The following is a 19,715-nucleotide window of genomic DNA, read 5'->3' on the forward strand; positions in this document are numbered from 1 at the left end:
GGAGCTGCGCGCAGCGCAGCGTCTCGAAGGGTGAGGTGCTTTGTAAAGGAGAAGTAGATGGCTCAATTGGAAGGCAAGGTCGCGATCGTCACGGGGTCGGGCCGCGGCATCGGCAAGGAGATCGCGCTGCGTCTGGTGCGCGACGGCGCCAAGGTCGTCATCAACGACATCGACGAGGCACCGGCCAAGGAGACGATCGCCGAGATCGAGAAGATGGGTGGCAAGGCGGTGGCCTGCAACGGCGACGTCGCCAAGCCCGACTTCGGCGATCGCATCGTCAAGACCGCGGTCGATGCCTTCGGCGGCTGCCACATCATCGTGAACAATGCCGGCTATACCTGGGACTCGGTGATCCAGAAGATGACCGACGAGCAGTGGTACGCCATCCTCGACGTTCATCTCACGGCGCCGTTCCGGATCCTGCGAGCCTTCCAGCATCACTTCAAGGATGCGGTCGAGAAGGAGCGCGCCGAGGGCAAGCGCATCGTGCGCAAGGTGGTCAACATCTCCTCGACCTCGGGCGTGAACGGCAATGCCGGCCAGTCCAACTACTCGGCCGGCAAGGCCGGCGTCGTCGGCCTCACCAAGACGCTGGCCAAGGAGTTCGGCCGCTACGACGTGACGGTGAACGCGGTCGCCTTCGGCTACATCCAGACCCGCCTCACCAAGCCGCTGACGCAGGGCGAGTCGGGTGAGATCGAGGTGCAGGGCCACAAGGTCAAGATCGGCGTGCAGGGCGGCCGTCTCGCCGCGCTCAACCAGATGATCCCGCTCGGCCGCGGCGGCCTGCCGGAAGAAGCAGCCGGCTCGGTCTATCTCTTCTGCAGCCCCGACAGCGACTATGTCAGCGGCCAGTGCTTGGTGGTGAACGGCGGTCTGTAGTCAGAACCGCCGCCTTCTGGCCATCGTGGTCGCCGCCAGCAAAGAGGCACAGGCGGCGACCGGCAGCATCAGGGCGGGGGCGCAAGTCGCCAGTAGCCCACCGGCTGCGGCGCCGATCGGCAGTCCCGCCATATTGAGGCCCATCGACACTGCGAGCGAACGGCCCAGCCAAGCCGGGTCCGTCTCGCGCTGTCGCAGCGACAGAACGCCGACATCCACCGGTCCCGCAAGGAAGCCGATGAGCAAGAGACCAACCACGAGCCCGTAGGGCTCGAACAGGACGGCCGTCGGCCAGATCGCCACTGCCGTCGCCAGAGTGCCGCCGATGATGACGGCGTGCTCGCGACCCGAGGCGCCGATACGGCCGGCATAGAGCGCGCCAATACCGCCTGCCACACCCGACAAAGCCCACAGCAAGCCGACCGCGCTGTCGGCGGCCCCAGGACTTGCGAACCGCAGCACTGCGACCGGTACGGCGATCAGCAGGATGCCGAAGCTCATCTGGTATAGCGAATACGCAATGGCGAGCTGCCGCAGCGTTGCGTGGCGAAGCACGTAACAGAGGCCGGCGAGCGCCTCGGCAAACAAGGAAGTGGCTATGCCGGTCGCTACGACGATTCGTTGACTGCGCACCAGTGGGATGAGCACTGCAGCGGCAAGCCCGTAGAGCGCCGCAATCACGGACAGTGTGATCGGGGCGCCAGCGAAGCCAACGAGGAGGCCGGCGATCGCCGGCCCCAGCACATCGACCAGCGCGTAACTGCCGGCATCGAGCGCATTGACGCGATCACGCGCGATTTCCGGCACGAGGCGCGGCAGCAGGGTGCGGATGCCGGCTGCGCTTAGGGGGCTCGACAGCGAATAGAGGACTACGATCACCAACAGCAGCGGCAGGCTCATCGCACTGGCGACGTCGAACGCGACCAACAGCGTCAGCAGCAGGAAGCTCGCGAGGAGATCGAGCAGGATCGTACGGGGAGCGCCCATACGGTCGAGGAGCGCCCCAGCGAGCGGACTGATCGCTATGCCGGGCAGCATCGAGGCGAAGGATATCCAACCGGCAAGCGCGGCAGATCCGAAGCGCGACAACGAATAGAGGACGATTGCGAGGGCAAACATCCGGCCGGCAAGTCGGGCGCAGAAGGCGGCGGCGAGCAGTCGCGAGACATCGGGAAGCCGCGTGACCGTACGATAGGATGATGATCGTCCGCTCACGGTCAGGGGCCGGACTCCGACCGTGTCAGCGCCGCCCAGCGGCCTGGGGTCAGGCCGAAGCGGGCGGAGAAGTGTCGGGTGAGGTGGCTTTGATCGGCAAAGCCGGTGGCCACCGCCACTTCCGACAAAGGGATTCCGCGCGCGATCATGGTTTGCGCGCGGGCCAGTCGTCGTCCGACCTGGAAGCGGTGCGGCGAGGTGCCGAAAGCGGCCCGGAAATGGCGGGCCAGCGAAAACCGGTCGAGGCCGGTTACGACCTCCAGCTCCTCGGAGGCCACGGTGCGCGGCGCCTCGGCCAGGAGGAACTCCCGAGCCTGTCGGACGGCGCGGCTTGCCATCGATCCCTTGCCGCGCTTCACCATCCCGTCGCTTCGCCGCGTCAGCCGGTCGGCCAGACCGGCCACCAGGGCATCGACGGCCAGGGGTTCCAGGCTACGTGGGAAGTCGGCAAAGGCTTCGCGTAGCAGGGCCGCCATCACCGCATCGTCCGCCACCACTTCGGGCACGAACGGCGCCGGTCGACCATCCAGCGCCTGACTGACAGCGGCCGGATCGACATAGAGCATGCGGTAGGCGAAGCCGTCCGGCACACCGGCGTGGCCGTCATGCAGTTCGTCGGGATGCAGCACCATGACCTGGCCGGCCCGGCTGGTGCGCAGCGTGCCGCGATAGTGGAAGGACTGCGCCCCCCACAGGGTGAGGCCGACGCCATAGGTCTCGTGCCGGTGACTGTCATAGGCATGACCGCCAAAGCGGGCGATCAGCCGCTGCAAGCCGGCGCGCGGTTCGTCGAGGTGGATCTGGTCGGACTCGGTCATGCACAAACGTTCAAGACCCGGCACCTATCCTGCCCGATATCGCACCCATGATCTACGACACGAAAACGACCCTGGTGCTGCGCCACGACCTGGCGAGCTGGCAGATCGCCAATGTCGCCGCCTTCCTGGCCGGCGGCCTGGCCGGAACCACGCCCGAGATGATGGGCGAGCCCTACCGTGACGCAGCCGACCGCGTCTACAGCGCCCTCATCCGCGAGCCCGTGTTCGTCTATGGCGGCTCGCTCGACGAGTTGCGGCGGACCCACCAGCGGGCCCTGTCGCGCGGTCTTCGGCCGGCGCTCTATATCGAGGCCATGTTCAAGACCACCAACGATGTCGACAACCGCGCTGCCGTCGCCGCGGCTCCGGTCGATGCGCTCGATCTCGTCGGCCTCGGCATCCACGGTCCGCGCAAGATCGTCGACAAGATCGTCAATGGTCTGAAGTTCATGACATAGACCATGCAATGCAGTGGTTCGCTCTGAGCCGTCATTTCGAGACCTGACATCGCCGGTCATCGCGGGCAACATGCCCGACAGGGAACCTGTGAGATGGCGGACGGAATGGTGTCGGTGGTCATACCGACACTCAATCGAAACGACGTGCTGCGTGGCACGATCGACTATTTCCTGACGCGGGAGTCGTTCCGGCCTCTCGAAGTGATCGTCGTCGACCAGAGCGCAGCGCACGACGAGGCCACGACGCGCTATCTCGACTCGGTCGCGTCGCGCATCCGCTATCGCCGGGTCGGCTACCAGTCGCTGCCGCGGGCCCGTAATGAAGGGCTTTCGCTGGCGCTGGGCGAAATCGTCCTGTTCGTGGACGATGACGTGCAGCCTCAGGCTGGCTTCGTCGCGGCGCACATCGCGCCCTATGACGATCCAGTTGTCTGGATGGTCACCGGCCCCTCTCCGCGGCCCGGCCAACCGCTGCTGCGCCGCGACCAGCTCTCCGAGCGCGAACATGCCAAGCTCCTGGCCGGCCACAACATGTCGATTCATGTCGATTTCGATTACGCGCCCTGCGACTGGGCCGCGGGCTGCAACTTCTCGGTCCGCAAGGCGGCGGCCCTGCAGGTCGGAGGATTCGACGAGAACTTCCAGGGCAACGCGGTCGGCGAGGATGCCGAGTTCTCGCACCGCATCAAGGCGGCCGGCGGCGTCATCTACTACGCGCGCCAGGCAGCGCTCGTCCATCTGGTCAGCGATACCGGCGGCTCCCGCACGGCTGTCGGCGCCACCTATGTCGAGATGTCGGCCTATAACCAGAACTACTGCCTCAGAGCGGTTGGCAGCGGCCTCGGGACCCGCCTCCATGGCATCTGGCGCAGCTATCGCGAGCTGGTGCTGAACCGGCGCAACATCGGCCGCCCCGCGCTGCACTGGGCTTTCCTGCGCGGCATCCGGCGCGGCCTTCTCCAACCTCTGGGGCGGCCACAGCGACAGCCTTCGTGAAGTGAAACGCGCATCGGTCAGGCGACGAACAGACGAGCGCCGACCGGCAGCGAGCGGGCCTTCTCCAGCGCCTCCATGGTGGCGCGATAGCCGATCTCGATCGCGGCGTGGAAGCTGGTCCAGTCGAGCAGATCGTAGCTCTGCATCGGCGGCACGATCAGCAGGTCGCAGTAGGACCGGTCCTTGAGCGCGCGGGCGTTGCTTGCCACCAGGGCGGATCGCAACAGGATGCGCACGATCGAAGGGATCGGCAGCGTCTCCTGGCGTCGCCACACCAGGCGGCTGACGAACTCGCGCGCCGACCAGGTGTCCTCGACGCTTTCGCCGGCCGACATGGCGCCCCCGGTGTCGATGTCGACGCCGATCGTGATGCCGCGGCCCAGGCGCTGCATGATGCGCACCGGGAAGTTGTTGATGACGCCGCCATCGACGTGGACCTGACCGCCCTCGTTGAATGGCGGCAGCACGCCGGGGATCGCCACTGACGCGCGCAGCCAGTGCCAGAGCCGGCCGGTCCTATGCACGTCGGCGTTGGAAGTGGTGAGGTTCGCTGTCATGCAGAAGTACGGCATGATCAGGTCCTCGATGTCCTTCTCCCCGAAGGCCAGTCGCAACAGGCGCGTCACCCGTCGGCCGCGGAACAGCGAGACGACCGGCAGCGTGTAGTCGCTGAGAGGGTTGGCCTCGACGAAGGCGCGATGGAAGCGCGTGCTGAGTTCCTCGTCGGTCCAGCGCGAGGCGACGCCGGCGGCGACGATGGCGCCCATGCTGGTGCCGGCGGCCTGGTCGATGGGCACGCCGGAGGCCCGCAAGGCCTTGATGACTCCGACATGCGTGAAGGCGCGGGCGCCGCCGCCCGCCATCACGATTCCCACCGCATGTCCGGTGACGAGCCGGGCCAGCCGGTCGAAATCGGCCTGCATGTCGAGGCGGACATGATGGTGCTGGCCGTACAGCCCTTCGGCCAGTAGGCCGGCGGTCGAGCCGGGCCGCGGATCGTGACCGTCGTGCAGCAGCACCAGCTCGCGCCGGCGCTGGAAGATCGCACCGGGCCGGGCCTCCTCGACCTCGAACGGCAGCCTGGTCGGCAGGTCGTTGTCGCCATTGCGCACCACGATCACGCAATCGGCCTGGCGCAGGCAAAGCTGCGTCCAGGGCGTCAGCGTGGCATCGGCGCGATAGAGCACGAAGGAGTTCGCCAGCTCGCAATGGGCGAACCATTCCGGCTCCTCGTTCGCCGAATCGGAGCCGAGCATCTGTACCTGGTTGCCGATCCGGCCCAGCGCGGCGGCCAGCAGCACCGCGAAACGGGCCGACGCGACATCCGGCCCGGTCGGCAACACGGCGAAGGTTCGCGGTTGCCGCCGCCTGACGGTGGTCGGCGTTGCGGTGCGGGCGGCGACGTTGCGCATCAGCGCCGGCAACACTTCCGGGTGATGCGTGGTCAACCCCTCGAAGCTGTCACGGCCGAGCCGCCAGACTTCGCTGTCGCGCAGCGCCGCCACGTCGCGCGTCCGCACGCCGCGCGAGAGCAGGGACATCTCGCCCACGATGTTGCCCGGTGTGATCTCCGCGATCAGCTCCGGGCCTTCCGGGCTGGCCTTGTCGTCGTGCCGGAAGACGCCCAGGCAACCGCTGGCCACGACATAGACAGCGTCGGCCGGCTCTCCCTGGTGGAACAAGGCCGCTCCACCTGGCAGCACGAGCGGCGTCAGCTCGCGCTCGATGGCCATCATGCTCTCGGTGTCGAGATCGGCGAAAAGAGGCGCACGATGCAGCGCCTGCCGCAGCCGCAGCCTGGCCGAATCCTCGCGATCGACGACGTCGCTCACGCCGATCTCGTCAGGCCGTGAGGCCCTTGAGGGCCCAGCCGATCGTCTGATCCGCGCGTTGCCATACCATCTCCCGCCACTTGTCGCCGGCCGGAAAGAACCGCTCCTTCACGTCTGCCTTGATGGTCTTGCCGAGCGGGGAGGCGAGATCGCCGCGTTGATGGAGCCAGTTGTCGGCCCGTAACGCGTCCATCACCTCGGGCACGGAATAGGTGCCGTATTCGAGCGCGATGGAGGTCACCTCCGCATCGGGCAGTTCCTGCGGGAAGGCATCCGTCATCGCCCCGGTGACGACCGCCGAGGTGGAGGTCCCGCCCTCCGGGGAGGTCATCTCGTCGCCATACCAGTCCTTCGACCGGGCGAACGACTTGGAGCCAGGTGCGACGGCACAGATCAACTCGCCATGGCCGAACGGCCCGAGACCGGTATGGAAATCGATCACGCCGACACGGCGCGCCTGGCCGAGTTCCTCGCGGGCGATCGTGCGGATGGTGCGGTTGCTCCAGGTCGGCTTTTGTCCGCCATAGAAGATGCCGTCCGGGTGGGTGTGCTGGCCGCCGCTGATGGCGCCCTGCAGCGCGAAGGCGCCATACTTCTGGGTATAGGCCGCCAGAGCGCGCTGGCTTTCCTCGAGTGCCTCCTTGCTCCAGTCGCGTGGCAGCAGGGCATCGGCAAGGGCGATATAGCCGTCGTTCTGCGGATAGGGCTTGTCGTGATCGACGAAGTTACGGTTGAGATCGACATTGTCCTCGTTCACGCGCCGCGTCCACGCAAAGCCATAGGGATTGATGGCGTGCACCAGCAGGGCACCGGTATCAGCCGGCAGCTTTTCCGCCGCACCCGTTCTCAGCCAGGCGATCTGCGCCCCCGAGCCGCAATGGCCTTCCACGCCGTGCGTGCTGGAGATCAGGACCAGCATGTTGGCCGCGTCGGCGGCGCCGAACCGTGCCGTGTCCAGGAATAGCTTTTCGCCGTTGGGGCCGCGCGCATGCGGATTGAGCCAGGAGCGGATCGCGCCGCCGGCGGCCGCCGCGGCGCTGCAAAACTTGGCGCGAGCCTCGGCATAAGTCTCGGAAAAGCACTCGGGAATCGAAACCATGGAACCTCCGGTCATCACCTTATCATGCCGGAGGTCGTGGTCGCTTTCGTGTCTCGCACCGGATCAGGCCGTGACCGTTTCTCCGTTAAATAAACGGCGGAAAAACGGAGATGGTCTCGAATCGGAAGCAAGTTCGGCCTTCGTGCAGCGCCTCCTACTTTAGAGAGAAGCGCATCGAGAGGCGATTTTGGTCGTCAATGGCGCCCGCATGTTGCACCGCAGCGGCACGACCGGCTTACCGCCCGATCCTACGACGTACGCATGATCTGTCCCGGCAGCGCGCGCGGATCGCGCGGCAGCCAGCGACCGGCTTCGACCTGGGCGATGAATTCGGCCAGCAGGGAGTTGAACAGGTCCGGTTCCTCGAGATTGAGCGTGTGGCCGCTCTTGGGAAACACGGCGAGACCACAGGCGGGAATGGTCTTCTTCAGGAAGATGCCCGGCTGCAGGCAGTGATCGTCCTCGTCGCCGACCATGACCAGCGTCGGCACGGCCATCCGCTTCAGCCCGTCCTCCAGATCCCAGAAGGAAGGACGGCGCGCCTGCACGCCGCGCATCGTCAGCGCCGCTCCCTTGTCGTGATGGGTGGCGAGGCGGTCGGAGAATTCCTGCCAGCCGCGCGGGTCCTTGTTCTGGAACTGCACCCGGCTGGCGCCGAGGCCATAGACCTTCGAGAAGGCAGCCGCCCCCTGGCGCTCGAAATTGTCGGCGACGTCGAGGGAGACCTGGCGGAAATAGTCCTCGTGCTCCTTCTCGCAGCCATAGCCGGCGCCCGCGACGGTCAGCGACAGGGCACGTTCGGGCGCGGTCAGGCCGAAATGCACCGTCGCGAATCCGCCCATCGACAGGCCGACGATGTGCGCTTTGGCGATGCCGAGGCCATCGAGCACTGCCAGCGCATCCTGCACCGCGATCGCCTGCGAGTAGGACTCGACATCCTCGGGAACATCGGAGGGGGGATAGCCACGCGCGGCATAGGTGATGACGCGGTGGCGGCGAGCGAAGAACCGCATCTGCGGCTCCCAACTCGCGTGATTACCGCCGAACTCGTGCACGAACAGGATCGGTGTGCCGGCACCGGCCTCCTCGGCATAGAGGCGGACGCCGTCCTTGGTGGTAAGATACATGGCCCGCTCCTTCAGATGACCGAGCCGCGGGCCGCGATGCCGCCGTCGATGGTGACGATGGTGCCGGTGATGTAGCCCGCGCGCGGTGAGGCCAGGAAGGCCACGAGATCCGCGACTTCCTCGGAGGTGGCCGGCCGCTTGCCCGGATACTTGTCGAACAGCTCCTGCCAGCGATCCTCGGAGCCCAGCATGTCGATCGCCTTGCGCTTCATGATCTTGAGCATGCGGTCGGTGGCGACAGGGCCGGGGTTGACGCCGACCACGCGCACGCCTTCGTTCAGGCTGGCGCCGCCCAGCGCCTTGGTGAAGGCCATCAGGGCGGCATTGCCGGTGCTGCCGGCAATGTAGCTCGCATCCCAGTTCTCGCCGGAATTGCCGATGACGTTGACGATCACGCCGTCGCGCCCGCGCATCTGCGGATAGAGAAGCCGCGACAAGGTGATGTAGCCGAACACCTTCAGATCGAAACCCTTCCGCCACGCCGCGTCGTCGACGACGTCCAGCGGCCCGGCCGGGATGTCGCCGGCATTGTTCACCAGGATATCGACGGGGCCAGCGGCTATGGCCAACGCCTCCATCGCCGGCGTGCTGCCGAGATCGGCGACGTGGACCGTGACCTTGCGCCCGGTCTCCGCCTCGATCGCGGTCTTGGCGGCTTGCATGGCTTCTCCGTTGCGGGCGGCGAGATGAACATCGCAGCCCTCGTGGGCGAGGACCTGCGCCACGGCCAGGCCGATGCCCTTGGAAGCGCCAGTGATGAGAGCGGATTTGTCGGTGAGGTCGAGTTTCAAGGTTCGGCTCGCGCAGTGATCAATGAGTCGTCAGGAGCAATTTGCGTACCTTCAATCGAACACGGCGAGAAAATCCGTGAGCGTATCGCCCAGCAGATTGACGTGATCGCGCATCAATCGATGCGCCGTCTCGCCGTCGCCGGCCAGGATCGCGTTCATCACCGCCTCGTGTTCGACGATCGTGTCGGGCAGGCGATTGGGCACGTAGGTCACGCGCCGCCGATAGATGTCCGCCCGGTTTCTGAGCTGCCGAGTCTGCTCGATCAGGAAGCTGTTGCGGCTGGCCACGAGGATGACCTCGTGGAACGTCACGTTGACCTCGTAGAAGGTATCGATGTCGCCGGTCGCGGCCACGTCGACAAGCTTGTCGTGGATCTTGCGCAGAGCGGCGCGGTCCGCCTCGTCCATGCGACGCGAGGCGAGGCGGGCGCTCAACCCTTCGAGTTCGGCCATGACCTGGAACATCTCGAGCAGATCGTGGGCGCTGATCGCGCGTACGATCGTGCCCTGCCGCCCGCGCAGCTCGACCAGATTATCGGCGGCGAGCAACCGGATCGCTTCGCGCACCGGGGTCCGCGAGACGCCGAATCGCTCGGCCACCTCCTGCTCGTCGAGCCGCGTTCCCGGCGGATAGCGGCCGTTCGAGATCAGGGATTCGATCTTGAACCGGATGCCTTCTGCCAATGTCTGACCGGAGCCGCCACGAGTCCGTCCGCGAGCGGACCGACCAACTTTGGCACTTCTAGATGCAACTGCTGTCATCTGTGTGCACAAAAACCGTTCACATGTATACCGAAGCTTCGCCGAACATGGCGGAGCGTCCCGTCGCCGTCAACGGATTAGGCGGCGCAGGCGCCGCAGCGCCATTGAGGGCCAGTGGCACGCCGCTTGCGTCTCTCCTCCGCAAGGCATGTGCATGTATGCGGCGGACGTCGCATGTATGCGGGAAGGGGGACAATGCTGCAGCGGGAAGGGCTGTCGGGGACCGACAGCAATCCCACCACACCGATCCTGGAGCTTCGCAACGTCAACAAGACGTTCGGCTCAGTGACCGCGTTGCGTGACTTCCACGCCTCCGTGGCGCTCGGCGAATTCGTGACCGTGGTCGGACCGAGCGGCTGCGGCAAGAGCACTCTGTTCAACATGGTCGCCGGGCTCGAAGAGCCGGACGTCGGCGGCATCCTTCGGTTCGAGCAGCGCAGCGTCCATGCCAGCGACTTGTTGGGCCGCGTCTCCTTCATGCCGCAGCGCGACCTGCTGTTCTCGTGGCGCACCGTCATCGACAACGCCATCCTGGCGCTCGAGGTCGAAGGCGTGCCGCGCAAGGCGGCGCGGGCCGAGGCGCTGCGCCTGCTGCCGGAATTCGGCCTCGCCGGGTTCGCCGACCATTACCCACACCAGCTTTCCGGCGGCATGCGCCAGCGCGTGGCGCTGATGCGCACTTTCCTGTTCAAGCGTGAGCTCATGCTGCTCGACGAACCGTTCGGCGCCCTGGACGCGCTGACCCGGGCGATGATGCAGCGCTGGCTGCTCGATGTCTGGCAGAAGAACAGGCGAACCATCCTCTTCATCACGCACGACGTCGACGAGGCGATCTTCCTTGGCGATCGGGTGGTGGTCATGACGGCGCGACCGGGCGCCGTGAAGCTGGAGCAGCGGGTCGATCTTCCGCGACCGCGCTCACCCGATATCGTCACCTCGCCGGCCTTCATCGAGATCAAGCGCACGCTCCTCGCCGCTATCGAGGAGGAAAGCATGAAATCCTTCACCGCCGCGACTTCCACGGAGTATGCCCAATGAGCATCAGCCTGAGGCAAGCACCTCCGGTCGACCCGGCCGAATGGGCGGCCCGCGTCGAGCTGGCGGCCTGCTACCGGCTGGTCGCCAAGCTCGGCCTCGACGACCTGATCTACAATCATATTTCGATGCGGGTGCCCGGGCAGCGGGACCAGTTCCTCATCAATCCCTACGGTTTCCTGTTCGACGAGATCACGGCCTCCAGCCTGGTGCGGATCGATATCGAGGGACGCAAGCTCGACAACAACCCGCACGAGGTGAATTCGGCCGCCTTCGTCATCCATGGCGCCATACACAAGGGCCGCGAGGACGCGGTCTGCGTGCTGCACACCCACTCCGACGCCAGCGTCGCCGTGTCGAGCCAGGAAGAGGGGCTGTTGCCGCTCAGCCAGTTCGCGATGCGCTTCTACAATCGCCAGAGCTTCCACGACTACGAGGGCGTGGCGATCGACCTCGACGAGCAGCAGCGGCTGATCGCGCATCTGGGCGACAATCGCGTGCTGCTGATGCGCAACCACGGCATCCTGACCGTCGGCCGGACGCCCGGTGAGGCCTTCATGCTGCTCTACTATTTCGAACGGGCGGCCAAGATCCAGTTGTCGCTGCAGGCCGCGGCCGCGGCAGGAGCGAAGATCGTCGTCCCACCTCACGAGGTCTGCGAGAAGGCCGCCCTCCAGTTCTGGGAGATGCAGGCCGACATCCTCGTTCCCGGCGAACGCGAGTGGCCGGGCCTGATGCGCCAGCTCGACCGCATCGATCCGGGCTACCGCGAGTGACCGCGAATCCGTTCCACGCCGGCGACAGGCTGGCCTCGCTCAATCATCCCAGCCGAGGAGTGCGCTCATGATCAAGAGACGAAAGGTCCTTTCCGCCCTTGGTGCCGCTAGCCTGGTCGCGGCACCTTACGTCCGCGCCTTCGGTGGCACGCCGGTGAAGGCCAGCCTGCGGCTCAAGTGGTTGCCCCAGGCGCAGTTCATGGGTTTCTACATCGCCGCGGAGAAGGGCTATTACCGCGCCGAGGGCATCGATCTCACGATCAACCCCGGCGGTCCCAATCTCCTGGCCGAGAACCTGGTCGCCACCGGTGCCGACACGTTCGGCGTCTCGGGCGGCACCGACAGCGTATTCGCGGCCCGCGACAAGAAGTTGCCGATCGTCTGTTTCGGCATCGACCACCAGATCACGCCGTTCATCTTCGTGTCGAAGAAGGATGGACCGGTGAAGACGATCCAGGATTTCAAGGGAAGGGTCGTGACCACCTGGTTCACCGGTGCCAACTATGTGCTCGAAGGCGTGCTCGCCAAGGCCGGCGTCAATCCGAAGGATGTCAACATCCAGCCGCAGCAGGTGAGCGCGACTCCGTTCGTCGAAGGCAATGTCGATGTCTTCACGGCGACGCTCTACAACGAGTTCTACACGCTCGAGAAGCGCATCGGCCTTGCCAACCTGACCCGCTTCGCGGCGGAGGATTACGGCATCACGGTGCCGCGCGACACGCTGATCGTGTCGGAGACGACGGCCAAGGAGAAGCCGGAACTGCTGCCGGCCTTCCTGCGCGCGTCGATCCGCGGCTGGCGCGACGCCTTTGCCGACCAGAAAGCGGCAATCGATCTCATGATGAAGATCGCGCCCACGCTCGATCGGGGCCATCAGGAATTCATGCTGGCCGAGATCAAGCGCCTCATGCTCGCCGGCAAGGCCGGGGACGAGGGCCTGTTCTGGATCGATCCGGTGGCCGTCAAGACCGCCCATGACATGTTCCTGAACTACAAGGTCATCAGCGCGCCGGTCGACCTCAAGGCAGCCTTCATTTCGGCGCCGCTCGAATCGATCGCGCTGGCCGATCGCAAGGTCTGAGGTGGCGGCGGCGAGCAAGACATCCGACGGCCTGCTGCTGTCGGGCCGCGCGATCCTGCGGCTCGTTGTCGGCGTGGCGGCAATCGCAGTGGTGTGGCAGGCGTCGGTGCTGCTGTTCGGCATCAGGCCCTATTATCTGCCGCGGTTGAGCGTCGTTCTCGAGGCGTTGGCGGCCACGCCGGATGCCTATATCGCCAGTCTGCTGCGGACCGCATCGGAGACCTTGCTGGGCTATGCAGCGGGCGCCCTGTTCGGCATCGCCCTGGGCAGCATGTTCTTCCATCGCAAGGTCCTGAAGGACACGCTCTTCCCGATGTTCGTCGTCTCGCAGACGATTCCCGTCATCGCCTTCGGCGCCGTGATCGTGCTGTGGTTCGGCAATACCCTGTTCGCCAAGGCGGTCATGGCGTTCTACCTGACCTTCTTCCCTGTCACCGTGAACACGCTGCTCGGGCTTCAGTCGGTCGATCCGGCCCAGGTGTCGCTGATGAAGAGCTTCGGAGCGCCGCGCCGCCAGGTGTTCTGGAAGCTCCAGTTTCCCAACGCCTTGCCGCAGATCTTCGTGGCGCTGCGGCTGGCGACATCGCTCAGCCTTGTGGGTGCCATGGTCGGCGAGTGGTTCGGCGATACGGTCGGGCTCGGCGTCCTGTTGCTCCAGGCGACCTACAACGAGAACGTGGTCGGCATCTGGGCCGCTCTTCTTGTCGCGGCGGCCCTGGGCACCCTTTTCTATGCCGCCGTCGCCGGCCTCGAGCGCAAGCTGGTGTTCTGGAGAGTCGAGCGGTGAGCCGATTGCTGCGGGCGCCATCACGCGAGGTTCAGCGCGGCCTGATCGGTGGGCTGATGCTGTTGGGCGGCTGGGAGGCGGCGACACGGCTTTTCAAGCTGCCGGCCTATGTCCTGCCGCCGGTGAGCGGCATCGTCGAGGCGATCGTCGAGCGTCGCGCGGCCCTGCTCGCGGCCGCCGGCTACACGGCGAGCGAGGCCCTGATCGGCTATGCCATCGGCTGCGCGGTCGGCATCGGCCTTGCCATGCTGCTGGCGCTCTTTCCACGGCCGCGCCGTGCTTTCGTCAGCATGGCAACCGCCGTCAATTCGATCCCCGTCGTGGGCTACGCCCCGCTGCTGCTGCTGTGGTTCGGGACCGGCATCGCCTCGAAGATCGCTGCCGTCGCCTTCGCGGTGAGCTTCGTCGTCTTCATCAGCACCCTCTCGGGCCTCGACCGCGTCGACAAGCGCGCGGTCGATCTGATGCGCAGCTTCGGCGCCGGCAAGGTCTCGATCCTGTGGCGGCTTCAGCTGCCGACGGCGCTGCCGCTGATCGCCGCCGGCATGCGCGTGTCGACCGTGCGCAGCATCATCATCGCCATCGTGGTCGAGATGCTCGGCGCCTATGGCGGGCTGGGCTGGGTGATCTACCAGGCGGTGATGCAGATCGACTTCGTCCAGGTCTGGGCGGCCATCTTCGTCGCCTCGGCGATCAGCCTGCTGTTCTTCAACCTGATCGGCCTGGCCGAATGGAAGCTCGTTTTCTGGAGGTGAAAGTGACGTCCGCACGGCAGATGCATCTGGGGCTGTTCATCCTCGGCACTGGCAGCCACATCGCCGGTTGGCGCTATCCCGGCGCCATCGACACCTTTCAGGACCTGGGCGCGATCCAGGAGATCGCGCGGACGGCCGAGCGCGGCAAGTTCGACCTGATCTTCATGGGTGACAATCTCTACGCCGATCCCGGCTCGCACCCGTCCTACACGCTGCGCCTGGAGCCGCTCACCATGATGGCGGCGCTCGCCATGTCGACCAGCAGGATCGGGCTCGGCGCCACCGCGTCCACGACCTACAACGATCCCTACAGCGTAGCCCGTGCCTTTGCCTCGCTCGACCATATCAGCAAGGGCCGCGCGGCGTGGAACGCGGTGACGACCTCCAATCCGGCGTCGGGCGCCAACTTCGGACGCGATCTGCCGGACCACGCCTTGCGCTACGAGATCGCCGACGAGTTCGTCCAAGTGGTGACCGGCCTGTGGGACGGCTGGGCCGACGATGCGCTGGTCGCCGACCGCAAGACCGGCGTCTATCTCGACCCGGCCAAGCTGCGGTCGATCAACCATTGCGGCAAGTACTTCAAGGTCAAGGGACCACTCAATATTGGACGCTGTCCGCAGGGCCGACCGATCGTGCTGCAAGCCGGCGGTTCGGAGCCGGGGCAGGCGCTGGCGGCGCGGACAGCCGATGTCGTCTTCTCCGTCACCCAGGATATCGACGATGCCAAGGCCGCCTATGCCTCGGTGAAGAAGCGGCTGCCGGCGTTCGGCCGTTCGCCCGACTCGCTCACCGTCCTGCCCGGCGTGATGCCCGTGGTCGGCCGCACCGACCGCGAGGCGCGCGACAAGCTCAACACGCTGCAGAGCTATCTCGACGAGACCAACGGGCTTCAGCTCCTGTCGGACCGTCTCGGCCAGGACATGACGGCCTACGATCTCGACGGGCCGGTGCCGGACCTGCCGCTGACCGAGGGCAGCCAGACCTTCGCCCGCACCATCCTCGCCAAGGCGCGGCGCGAGGGCATGACCCTGCGCGACCTCTACAACCTCAACTCCGCCGCGCGCGGCCACTGGGTGCTGTGTGGCTCGCCGGTCACCATCGCCGACACGCTCGAACACTGGTTCAACGAGCGCGCCGCCGACGGTTTCAACGTGATGCCTCCCTACTTCCACGAGGGCTTCGAGGACTTCGTGGATCTGGTCGTGCCGATCCTGCAGGAGCGCGGCCTGTTCCGCGCCGAGTACGAGGGCGAAACGCTGCGCGACCTGCTCGGGCTGCCGCGCCCGGAGCGCGCGTGAGAAGGGAGGGCGAGCACCATGTCCAGCCAGGGTGAATTGACCGAGGTTCCGGCGATCGACCTGCGTCCTTCCGTCGAGGGCGGCGAGGCCGGGCGCGATGCCGTCGCGGCCGAGATCCGCCGCGCCTGCGAGGAAGTCGGCTTCTTCTCGGTCGTCGGCCATGGCGTAACCGATGCCGTGGTCGAGGCGCTGCGCGAGGAGGCGATGCTCTTCTTCGCCCTGCCGCTCGAGGAGAAGCTGCGCACGCCGCAGCCGCCGCACCGGATCAGCCGCGGCTACAGCCATGTCGGCAGCCGCGGTCTCGCCTACTCGCTCGGCCGCGAGACGCCGCCCGACCTGCAGGAGAGCTTCGCCATGGGCCCGGTCGAGCCGGCGCCGCCCTCGGTGGCCGGCACGGCGGCCGAGATGTCGTTCTTCTATCCCAACTCCTGGCCCGAGGGCCGGCCGCGGCTACGCGCCGCCTTCGAGGCCTACTATCGCGAGATGGATGCGCTCGCGGTCCGCATATTGCGCCTGTTTGCCCGCGCGCTCGGTCTCGATGACCACTTCTTCGACGACAAGGTCGATCATGCGACCAGCACGTTGCGCGCCGTCCACTATCCGCCGCAGCCGGAGGCGCCCGCTGTCGGCCAGCTCCGCGCCGGCGAGCACACCGACTACGGCACGCTGACGATCCTCAAGGGCGACGACGTGCCGGGCGGGCTGCAGGTCAAGCTACGCCATGGCGGCTGGGTCGACGTGCATCCGCGGCCCGATGCCTTCGTCTGCAATGTCGGCGACCTGATGATGCGCTGGACCAACGACCGCTGGATCTCGAACCTGCACCGAGTCGGCAATCCGCCGCGGGAATTCGCCGGCATCGGCCGGCTCAGCATCCCGTTCTTCCACAATCCCAACGTCGATGCCGAGATCCGCTGCATCAGCGGCTTCTACGGCGCCGCTGGGGGAGAGAAGTATCCGCCCGTGCGCTTCGGCGACTTCTACCTGTCCAAGCACATGAAGGCGCAGACCATGAAGAAGGACCTGACGCCGGCCTGAGCGCGGGCCGTCTACAGCGTCTGCAACGCCTCGAACAGAGCGGCGAAGAATTTCTGGTCCTGGCGCCGACGCTCCTCGAATTGCGATGCCGACGCCCACACAGCCCATTTGACGATGACGGTATCCTCGGCCGGGTTCACGAGGATGGCCTGGCCGGCATTGCCGATGGCGTAGAAGACAGTGGCGCCGCCGGGGAGCCGGACATCGTTGGTGCCGAGCTTGGTCGACACGATGCCGTCATGCTGATGCAGCCACCACTGGTAGCCATAGGGCGTGCCGGCCGCGATCGATGCCGCCGACGGTGTCGTCGACTCCTTCAGCCAGCCGTCGGGCAGGAGCGGTGGATGACCAGGCAGGGTCGCGCCCTCGAGGACGAACTGGCCAAGGCGGCCGTAGTCGCGCAGGGTCGCGCCGAAGCCGGAGGCGGTGAAGGCGCTGCCGCCCGGCGCTTCGAGATTCCAATAGGCATCGCCCTCGACTCCGAGCCGGCTCCACAGCTTCTGCTCGAGCAGGACCGGGGCGGTGCGCCCGGTCGCGCGTTCCAGCACCAGGCCGAGCAGGACGGTGTCGGCGCTGCAGTAGTTGAAGGTCGAGCCGGGCACGTTGGCCTTGCGGTCGGTGCGGCTGCCGAGCGCCTTGAGGAGCGCGAGGAAGCCGCCCGGCTTTCCATTGACCGTGCAGAGCTGCAGCTTCGCCACATCGCTCGAGGTATCGGTGTAGTCCTCGGAGTAGGCGAGACCCGAGGTCATCTGCAGGCAGTGACGGATGCTGACGGCGTCGTAGTGCGTGCCGGCAAGCTCAGGCAGGTAGCCGACCACCGGATCGTCCACGGACCTGATCGCACCGTCGAGGATCGCGGCACCAACCATCAGCGAGGTGATCGACTTGGCCATCGAGCGCGAGGCCCAGCGGGTGCTGTCGTCGTTGCCGCGCGCGTAGCGTTCGAGAACGATCCGCCCCCGGCGTATCACCAGCAGCGCGGTGGACTCCGCCGCCTCCATGTAGCCCGCGACATCGATGCCGGCCGCCGCCAGCGCTTCCAGCAGGGCACCGTCGGGCTGGCGCGGCAGCTCGCGCACGGAGGCGCCGGCTGTCACCACATGGGCCGGGAAGAGATGCTGCATGTTGCGATGCGCCACCAGCTTCTGCCGGTCGTTCCACTGGAACTGTTCGGCAGCTCGCGGCATGGCGGCAAGGTCGGCGGCCGAGGGGGCCGGCAGCGGGCGAGGGGCGGTCATGGGGTCACTTCGTCAGGCGGAGTTTGCGCAATTAGGCGATGGTCTAGCGCCCGCGAGGCCGCTATTCCACCGCCGCCAGTCGGCTGGCAAAACGTTGTGACTGAATTTCGAGGATTCGATCGATGCCGCTGTCCCGCCGCAAGATGATGGTGCTGGCGAGCGCCGCCCCGGCGCTTCTTTCCACCGGGGCTGCCCGAGCGGCGTCAAAGGTGCTCAAGGTGGTGCTGACCAGCGACCTGCGCAGCATCGACCCCGTGTTCAATACTGCGACCTATGCGGCTTATCACGGCTATCTCGTCTACGATCAGCTGTTCGCGCTCGATTCCCGTGGTAATCCGCAGCCGCAGATGGTCGAGCGCTACGATGTCTCGGCCGATCGCAGGAGCTACACCTTCCGCCTGCGCGATGGCCTTGCCTTCCATGACGGCAGCCCGGTGCGCGCCGCCGACGCCGTTGCCTCGATCCTGCGCTGGAAGGACCGCGATGTCGTCGGCAAGGCGATGTTCTCGGCCGGCGCCCGCCTCGAGGTCGGCGACGAGCTGACGTTCGGCCTGGCGCTCGAGCGGCCGTTCGGGCTCGTGCTCGATGCCCTGGCGAAGCCGACCGCGAATGCGCTGTTCGTCATGCCGGAGGCGGTTGCCCGGACGCCGGCGACGGCGCAGATCTCGAGTGCCGTCGGGTCGGGCCCGTTCATGTTCGTGAAGGAGGAATGGCGGCCCGGCGACAAGGCCGTCTATGTCCGCAACCCCAACTACGTGCCCCGCGCCGGCAAATCCGACGGCCTCGCCGGCGGCAAGGTGGTGAAGGTCGACCGCGTCGAATGGCTGTCGATGCCCGATGCCACCACGGCGGTCTCGGCCCTGACGGCGGGCGAGATCGACTACCTGCAGAACCCGGCCATGGATACCTATCCGGTGCTGCGGGCCGAGAAGAACGTCCGTCTCGTCACCGTCGATCCCAGCGGCAGCATGCTGTGGATCCGGCCCAATCACCTGCAACCGCCGTTCGACAATGCCAAGGCGCGCCAGGCGCTGCTGCATTGCATCGACCAGACGGCGATCATGCAGGCGATCGGCGCCCCGGCGGAGAACTACCGGCCGTTCTGCGGCTCCTACTTCATGTGCGGCACGCCGCTGGAAACGTCGGCCGGCAGCGCCGGGCTGGAGCGGCCCGACTTCGACAAGGCCAGGGCCCTGCTCAAGGAGTCGGGATACGACGGAAGGCCGGTGCTGTTCATGCAGCCGAGCGATCTCAGCGCCAACTTCAATGCCACGGTCGTGATCGCCGATTCGATGCGCAAGGCCGGCTTCAAGGTGCAGATCGACACGCTGGACTGGGGTGCGGTGTCCCAGCGCCGCAACAACAAGAAGCCGGTGGGCGAGGGAGGCTGGAACCTCTTCACCACGGTGGCGACGGCACTCGATGCCTCGACGCCGCTCACCAATCCCTATCTCGCCACGCCGTGCCCGAACGACATCGCCGGCTTTCCCTGCGACGAGGAACTGCAGAAACGGCGCCAGGCCTGGTGGGAGAGCAGCGATCCCCAGGAACGCGCGCGTCTCGCCGACCGGATCCAGGAGCGCGCCTACGAGGTGGTGCCCTACATCAACGGCGGGCAGTGGAAGCAGTTCACGGCGATCCGCTCCTCCTTGTCCGGAGTCGGCCAGACCATCGTGCCGACCTTCTGGGAAGTGTCGAAGGACGGCTGACCGTCCGCCTCCTGT

At 66.5% G+C, this 19,715-nt stretch carries 19 protein-coding genes; 11 read left to right on the forward strand and 8 right to left on the reverse strand.

All coding sequences use genetic code 11. The features are described 5' to 3' along the window. Positions 1–57: 57 nt before the first annotated feature. Positions 58–882 (forward strand): SDR family NAD(P)-dependent oxidoreductase, encoded by an 825-nt coding sequence (locus B5D62_RS01660; RefSeq protein ID WP_085932085.1) that lies wholly within the window; start codon positions 58–60, stop codon positions 880–882. Here the strand turns inward: B5D62_RS01660 and B5D62_RS01665 are convergent, their stop codons facing one another. Continuing rightward, complete coding sequence (locus tag B5D62_RS01665) at positions 883–2,097, reverse strand: MFS transporter (RefSeq protein ID WP_085932086.1); 1,215 nt, start codon at positions 2,095–2,097, stop codon at positions 883–885. Positions 2,098–2,099: 2 nt separating this feature from the next. Beyond that, on the reverse strand, positions 2,100–2,915 hold the full coding sequence (locus tag B5D62_RS01670) for an AraC family transcriptional regulator (RefSeq protein WP_139373690.1): 816 nt from the start codon (positions 2,913–2,915) through the stop codon (positions 2,100–2,102). Between the two features lie 47 nt (positions 2,916–2,962). Here B5D62_RS01670 and B5D62_RS01675 point away from each other — a divergent pair, with 47 nt between their 5' ends. Together B5D62_RS01675 and B5D62_RS01680 are read left to right on the forward strand one after the other, a co-directional pair. Continuing rightward, positions 2,963–3,373, forward strand: coding sequence for a DUF2000 domain-containing protein (locus B5D62_RS01675; protein WP_085932087.1), 411 nt, complete (start codon positions 2,963–2,965; stop codon positions 3,371–3,373). Between the two features lie 93 nt (positions 3,374–3,466). Beyond that, the gene (locus B5D62_RS01680) at positions 3,467–4,369 is read left to right on the forward strand and encodes a glycosyltransferase family 2 protein (RefSeq protein ID WP_085932088.1); all 903 of its coding nucleotides are present in this window, start codon (positions 3,467–3,469) and stop codon (positions 4,367–4,369) included. Positions 4,370–4,386: 17 nt separating this feature from the next. On the opposite strand, the gene B5D62_RS01685 is transcribed toward B5D62_RS01680, so the two are convergent. The 5 genes from B5D62_RS01685 to B5D62_RS01705 form a co-directional block, all read right to left on the reverse strand. Further along, complete coding sequence (locus B5D62_RS01685; protein WP_085932089.1) at positions 4,387–6,201, reverse strand: patatin-like phospholipase family protein; 1,815 nt, start codon at positions 6,199–6,201, stop codon at positions 4,387–4,389. 10 nt (positions 6,202–6,211) lie between these two features. After that, entirely contained in the window at positions 6,212–7,315 is a 1,104-nt protein-coding gene (locus tag B5D62_RS01690) for a M14 family metallopeptidase (protein ID WP_085932090.1), read from the reverse strand. Positions 7,316–7,548: 233 nt separating this feature from the next. Further along, positions 7,549–8,427, reverse strand: coding sequence for an alpha/beta fold hydrolase (locus B5D62_RS01695; protein WP_085932091.1), 879 nt, complete (start codon positions 8,425–8,427; stop codon positions 7,549–7,551). Between the two features lie 11 nt (positions 8,428–8,438). After that, positions 8,439–9,218 (reverse strand): SDR family oxidoreductase, encoded by a 780-nt coding sequence (locus tag B5D62_RS01700; RefSeq protein WP_085932092.1) that lies wholly within the window; start codon positions 9,216–9,218, stop codon positions 8,439–8,441. Positions 9,219–9,269: 51 nt separating this feature from the next. Further along, entirely contained in the window at positions 9,270–9,902 is a 633-nt protein-coding gene (locus B5D62_RS01705; RefSeq protein WP_218190906.1) for a GntR family transcriptional regulator, read from the reverse strand. Positions 9,903–10,175: 273 nt separating this feature from the next. Between B5D62_RS01705 and B5D62_RS01710 the strand changes: the two genes are divergently transcribed. The 7 genes from B5D62_RS01710 (at position 10,176) to B5D62_RS01740 (ending at position 16,753) form a co-directional block, all read left to right on the forward strand. After that, entirely contained in the window at positions 10,176–11,018 is an 843-nt protein-coding gene (locus B5D62_RS01710; RefSeq protein WP_085932094.1) for an ABC transporter ATP-binding protein, read from the forward strand. Beyond that, entirely contained in the window at positions 11,015–11,791 is a 777-nt protein-coding gene (locus B5D62_RS01715; RefSeq protein WP_085932095.1) for a class II aldolase/adducin family protein, read from the forward strand. Before B5D62_RS01710 ends, B5D62_RS01715 begins: the two co-directional genes overlap by 4 nt. 67 nt (positions 11,792–11,858) lie before the next feature. After that, entirely contained in the window at positions 11,859–12,872 is a 1,014-nt protein-coding gene (locus B5D62_RS01720; RefSeq protein WP_085932096.1) for an ABC transporter substrate-binding protein, read from the forward strand. Between the two features lies 1 nt (position 12,873). Continuing rightward, complete coding sequence (locus tag B5D62_RS01725) at positions 12,874–13,659, forward strand: ABC transporter permease (RefSeq protein ID WP_170920737.1); 786 nt, start codon at positions 12,874–12,876, stop codon at positions 13,657–13,659. Continuing rightward, positions 13,656–14,414, forward strand: a complete 759-nt coding sequence (locus tag B5D62_RS01730) for an ABC transporter permease (protein WP_085932097.1) — start codon at positions 13,656–13,658, stop codon at positions 14,412–14,414. The genes B5D62_RS01725 and B5D62_RS01730 overlap by 4 nt, the downstream gene beginning before the upstream one ends. Before the next feature lie 2 nt (positions 14,415–14,416). Then, a complete protein-coding gene (locus B5D62_RS01735) occupies positions 14,417–15,715 on the forward strand; it encodes an LLM class flavin-dependent oxidoreductase (protein ID WP_231714696.1) in 1,299 nt (432 codons plus the stop codon). An 18-nt stretch (positions 15,716–15,733) separates the two neighbouring features. Continuing rightward, the gene (locus B5D62_RS01740; protein WP_085932099.1) at positions 15,734–16,753 is read left to right on the forward strand and encodes an isopenicillin N synthase family dioxygenase; all 1,020 of its coding nucleotides are present in this window, start codon (positions 15,734–15,736) and stop codon (positions 16,751–16,753) included. Positions 16,754–16,764: 11 nt separating this feature from the next. Here B5D62_RS01740 and B5D62_RS01745 read toward each other — a convergent pair whose 3' ends face one another. Next, positions 16,765–17,991 (reverse strand): serine hydrolase domain-containing protein, encoded by a 1,227-nt coding sequence (locus B5D62_RS01745; protein ID WP_085932100.1) that lies wholly within the window; start codon positions 17,989–17,991, stop codon positions 16,765–16,767. A gap of 122 nt (positions 17,992–18,113) precedes the next feature. On the opposite strand from B5D62_RS01745, the gene B5D62_RS01750 reads away from it, so the two are divergent. After that, positions 18,114–19,700: an ABC transporter substrate-binding protein gene (locus tag B5D62_RS01750; protein WP_231714697.1), complete on the forward strand. Its 1,587-nt coding sequence runs from the start codon at positions 18,114–18,116 to the stop codon at positions 19,698–19,700. Positions 19,701–19,715: the final 15 nt, after the last annotated feature.

It is taken from the genome of Enhydrobacter aerosaccus, assembly GCF_900167455.1.
Lineage (GTDB): Bacteria > Pseudomonadota > Alphaproteobacteria > Reyranellales > Reyranellaceae > Reyranella > Reyranella aerosaccus.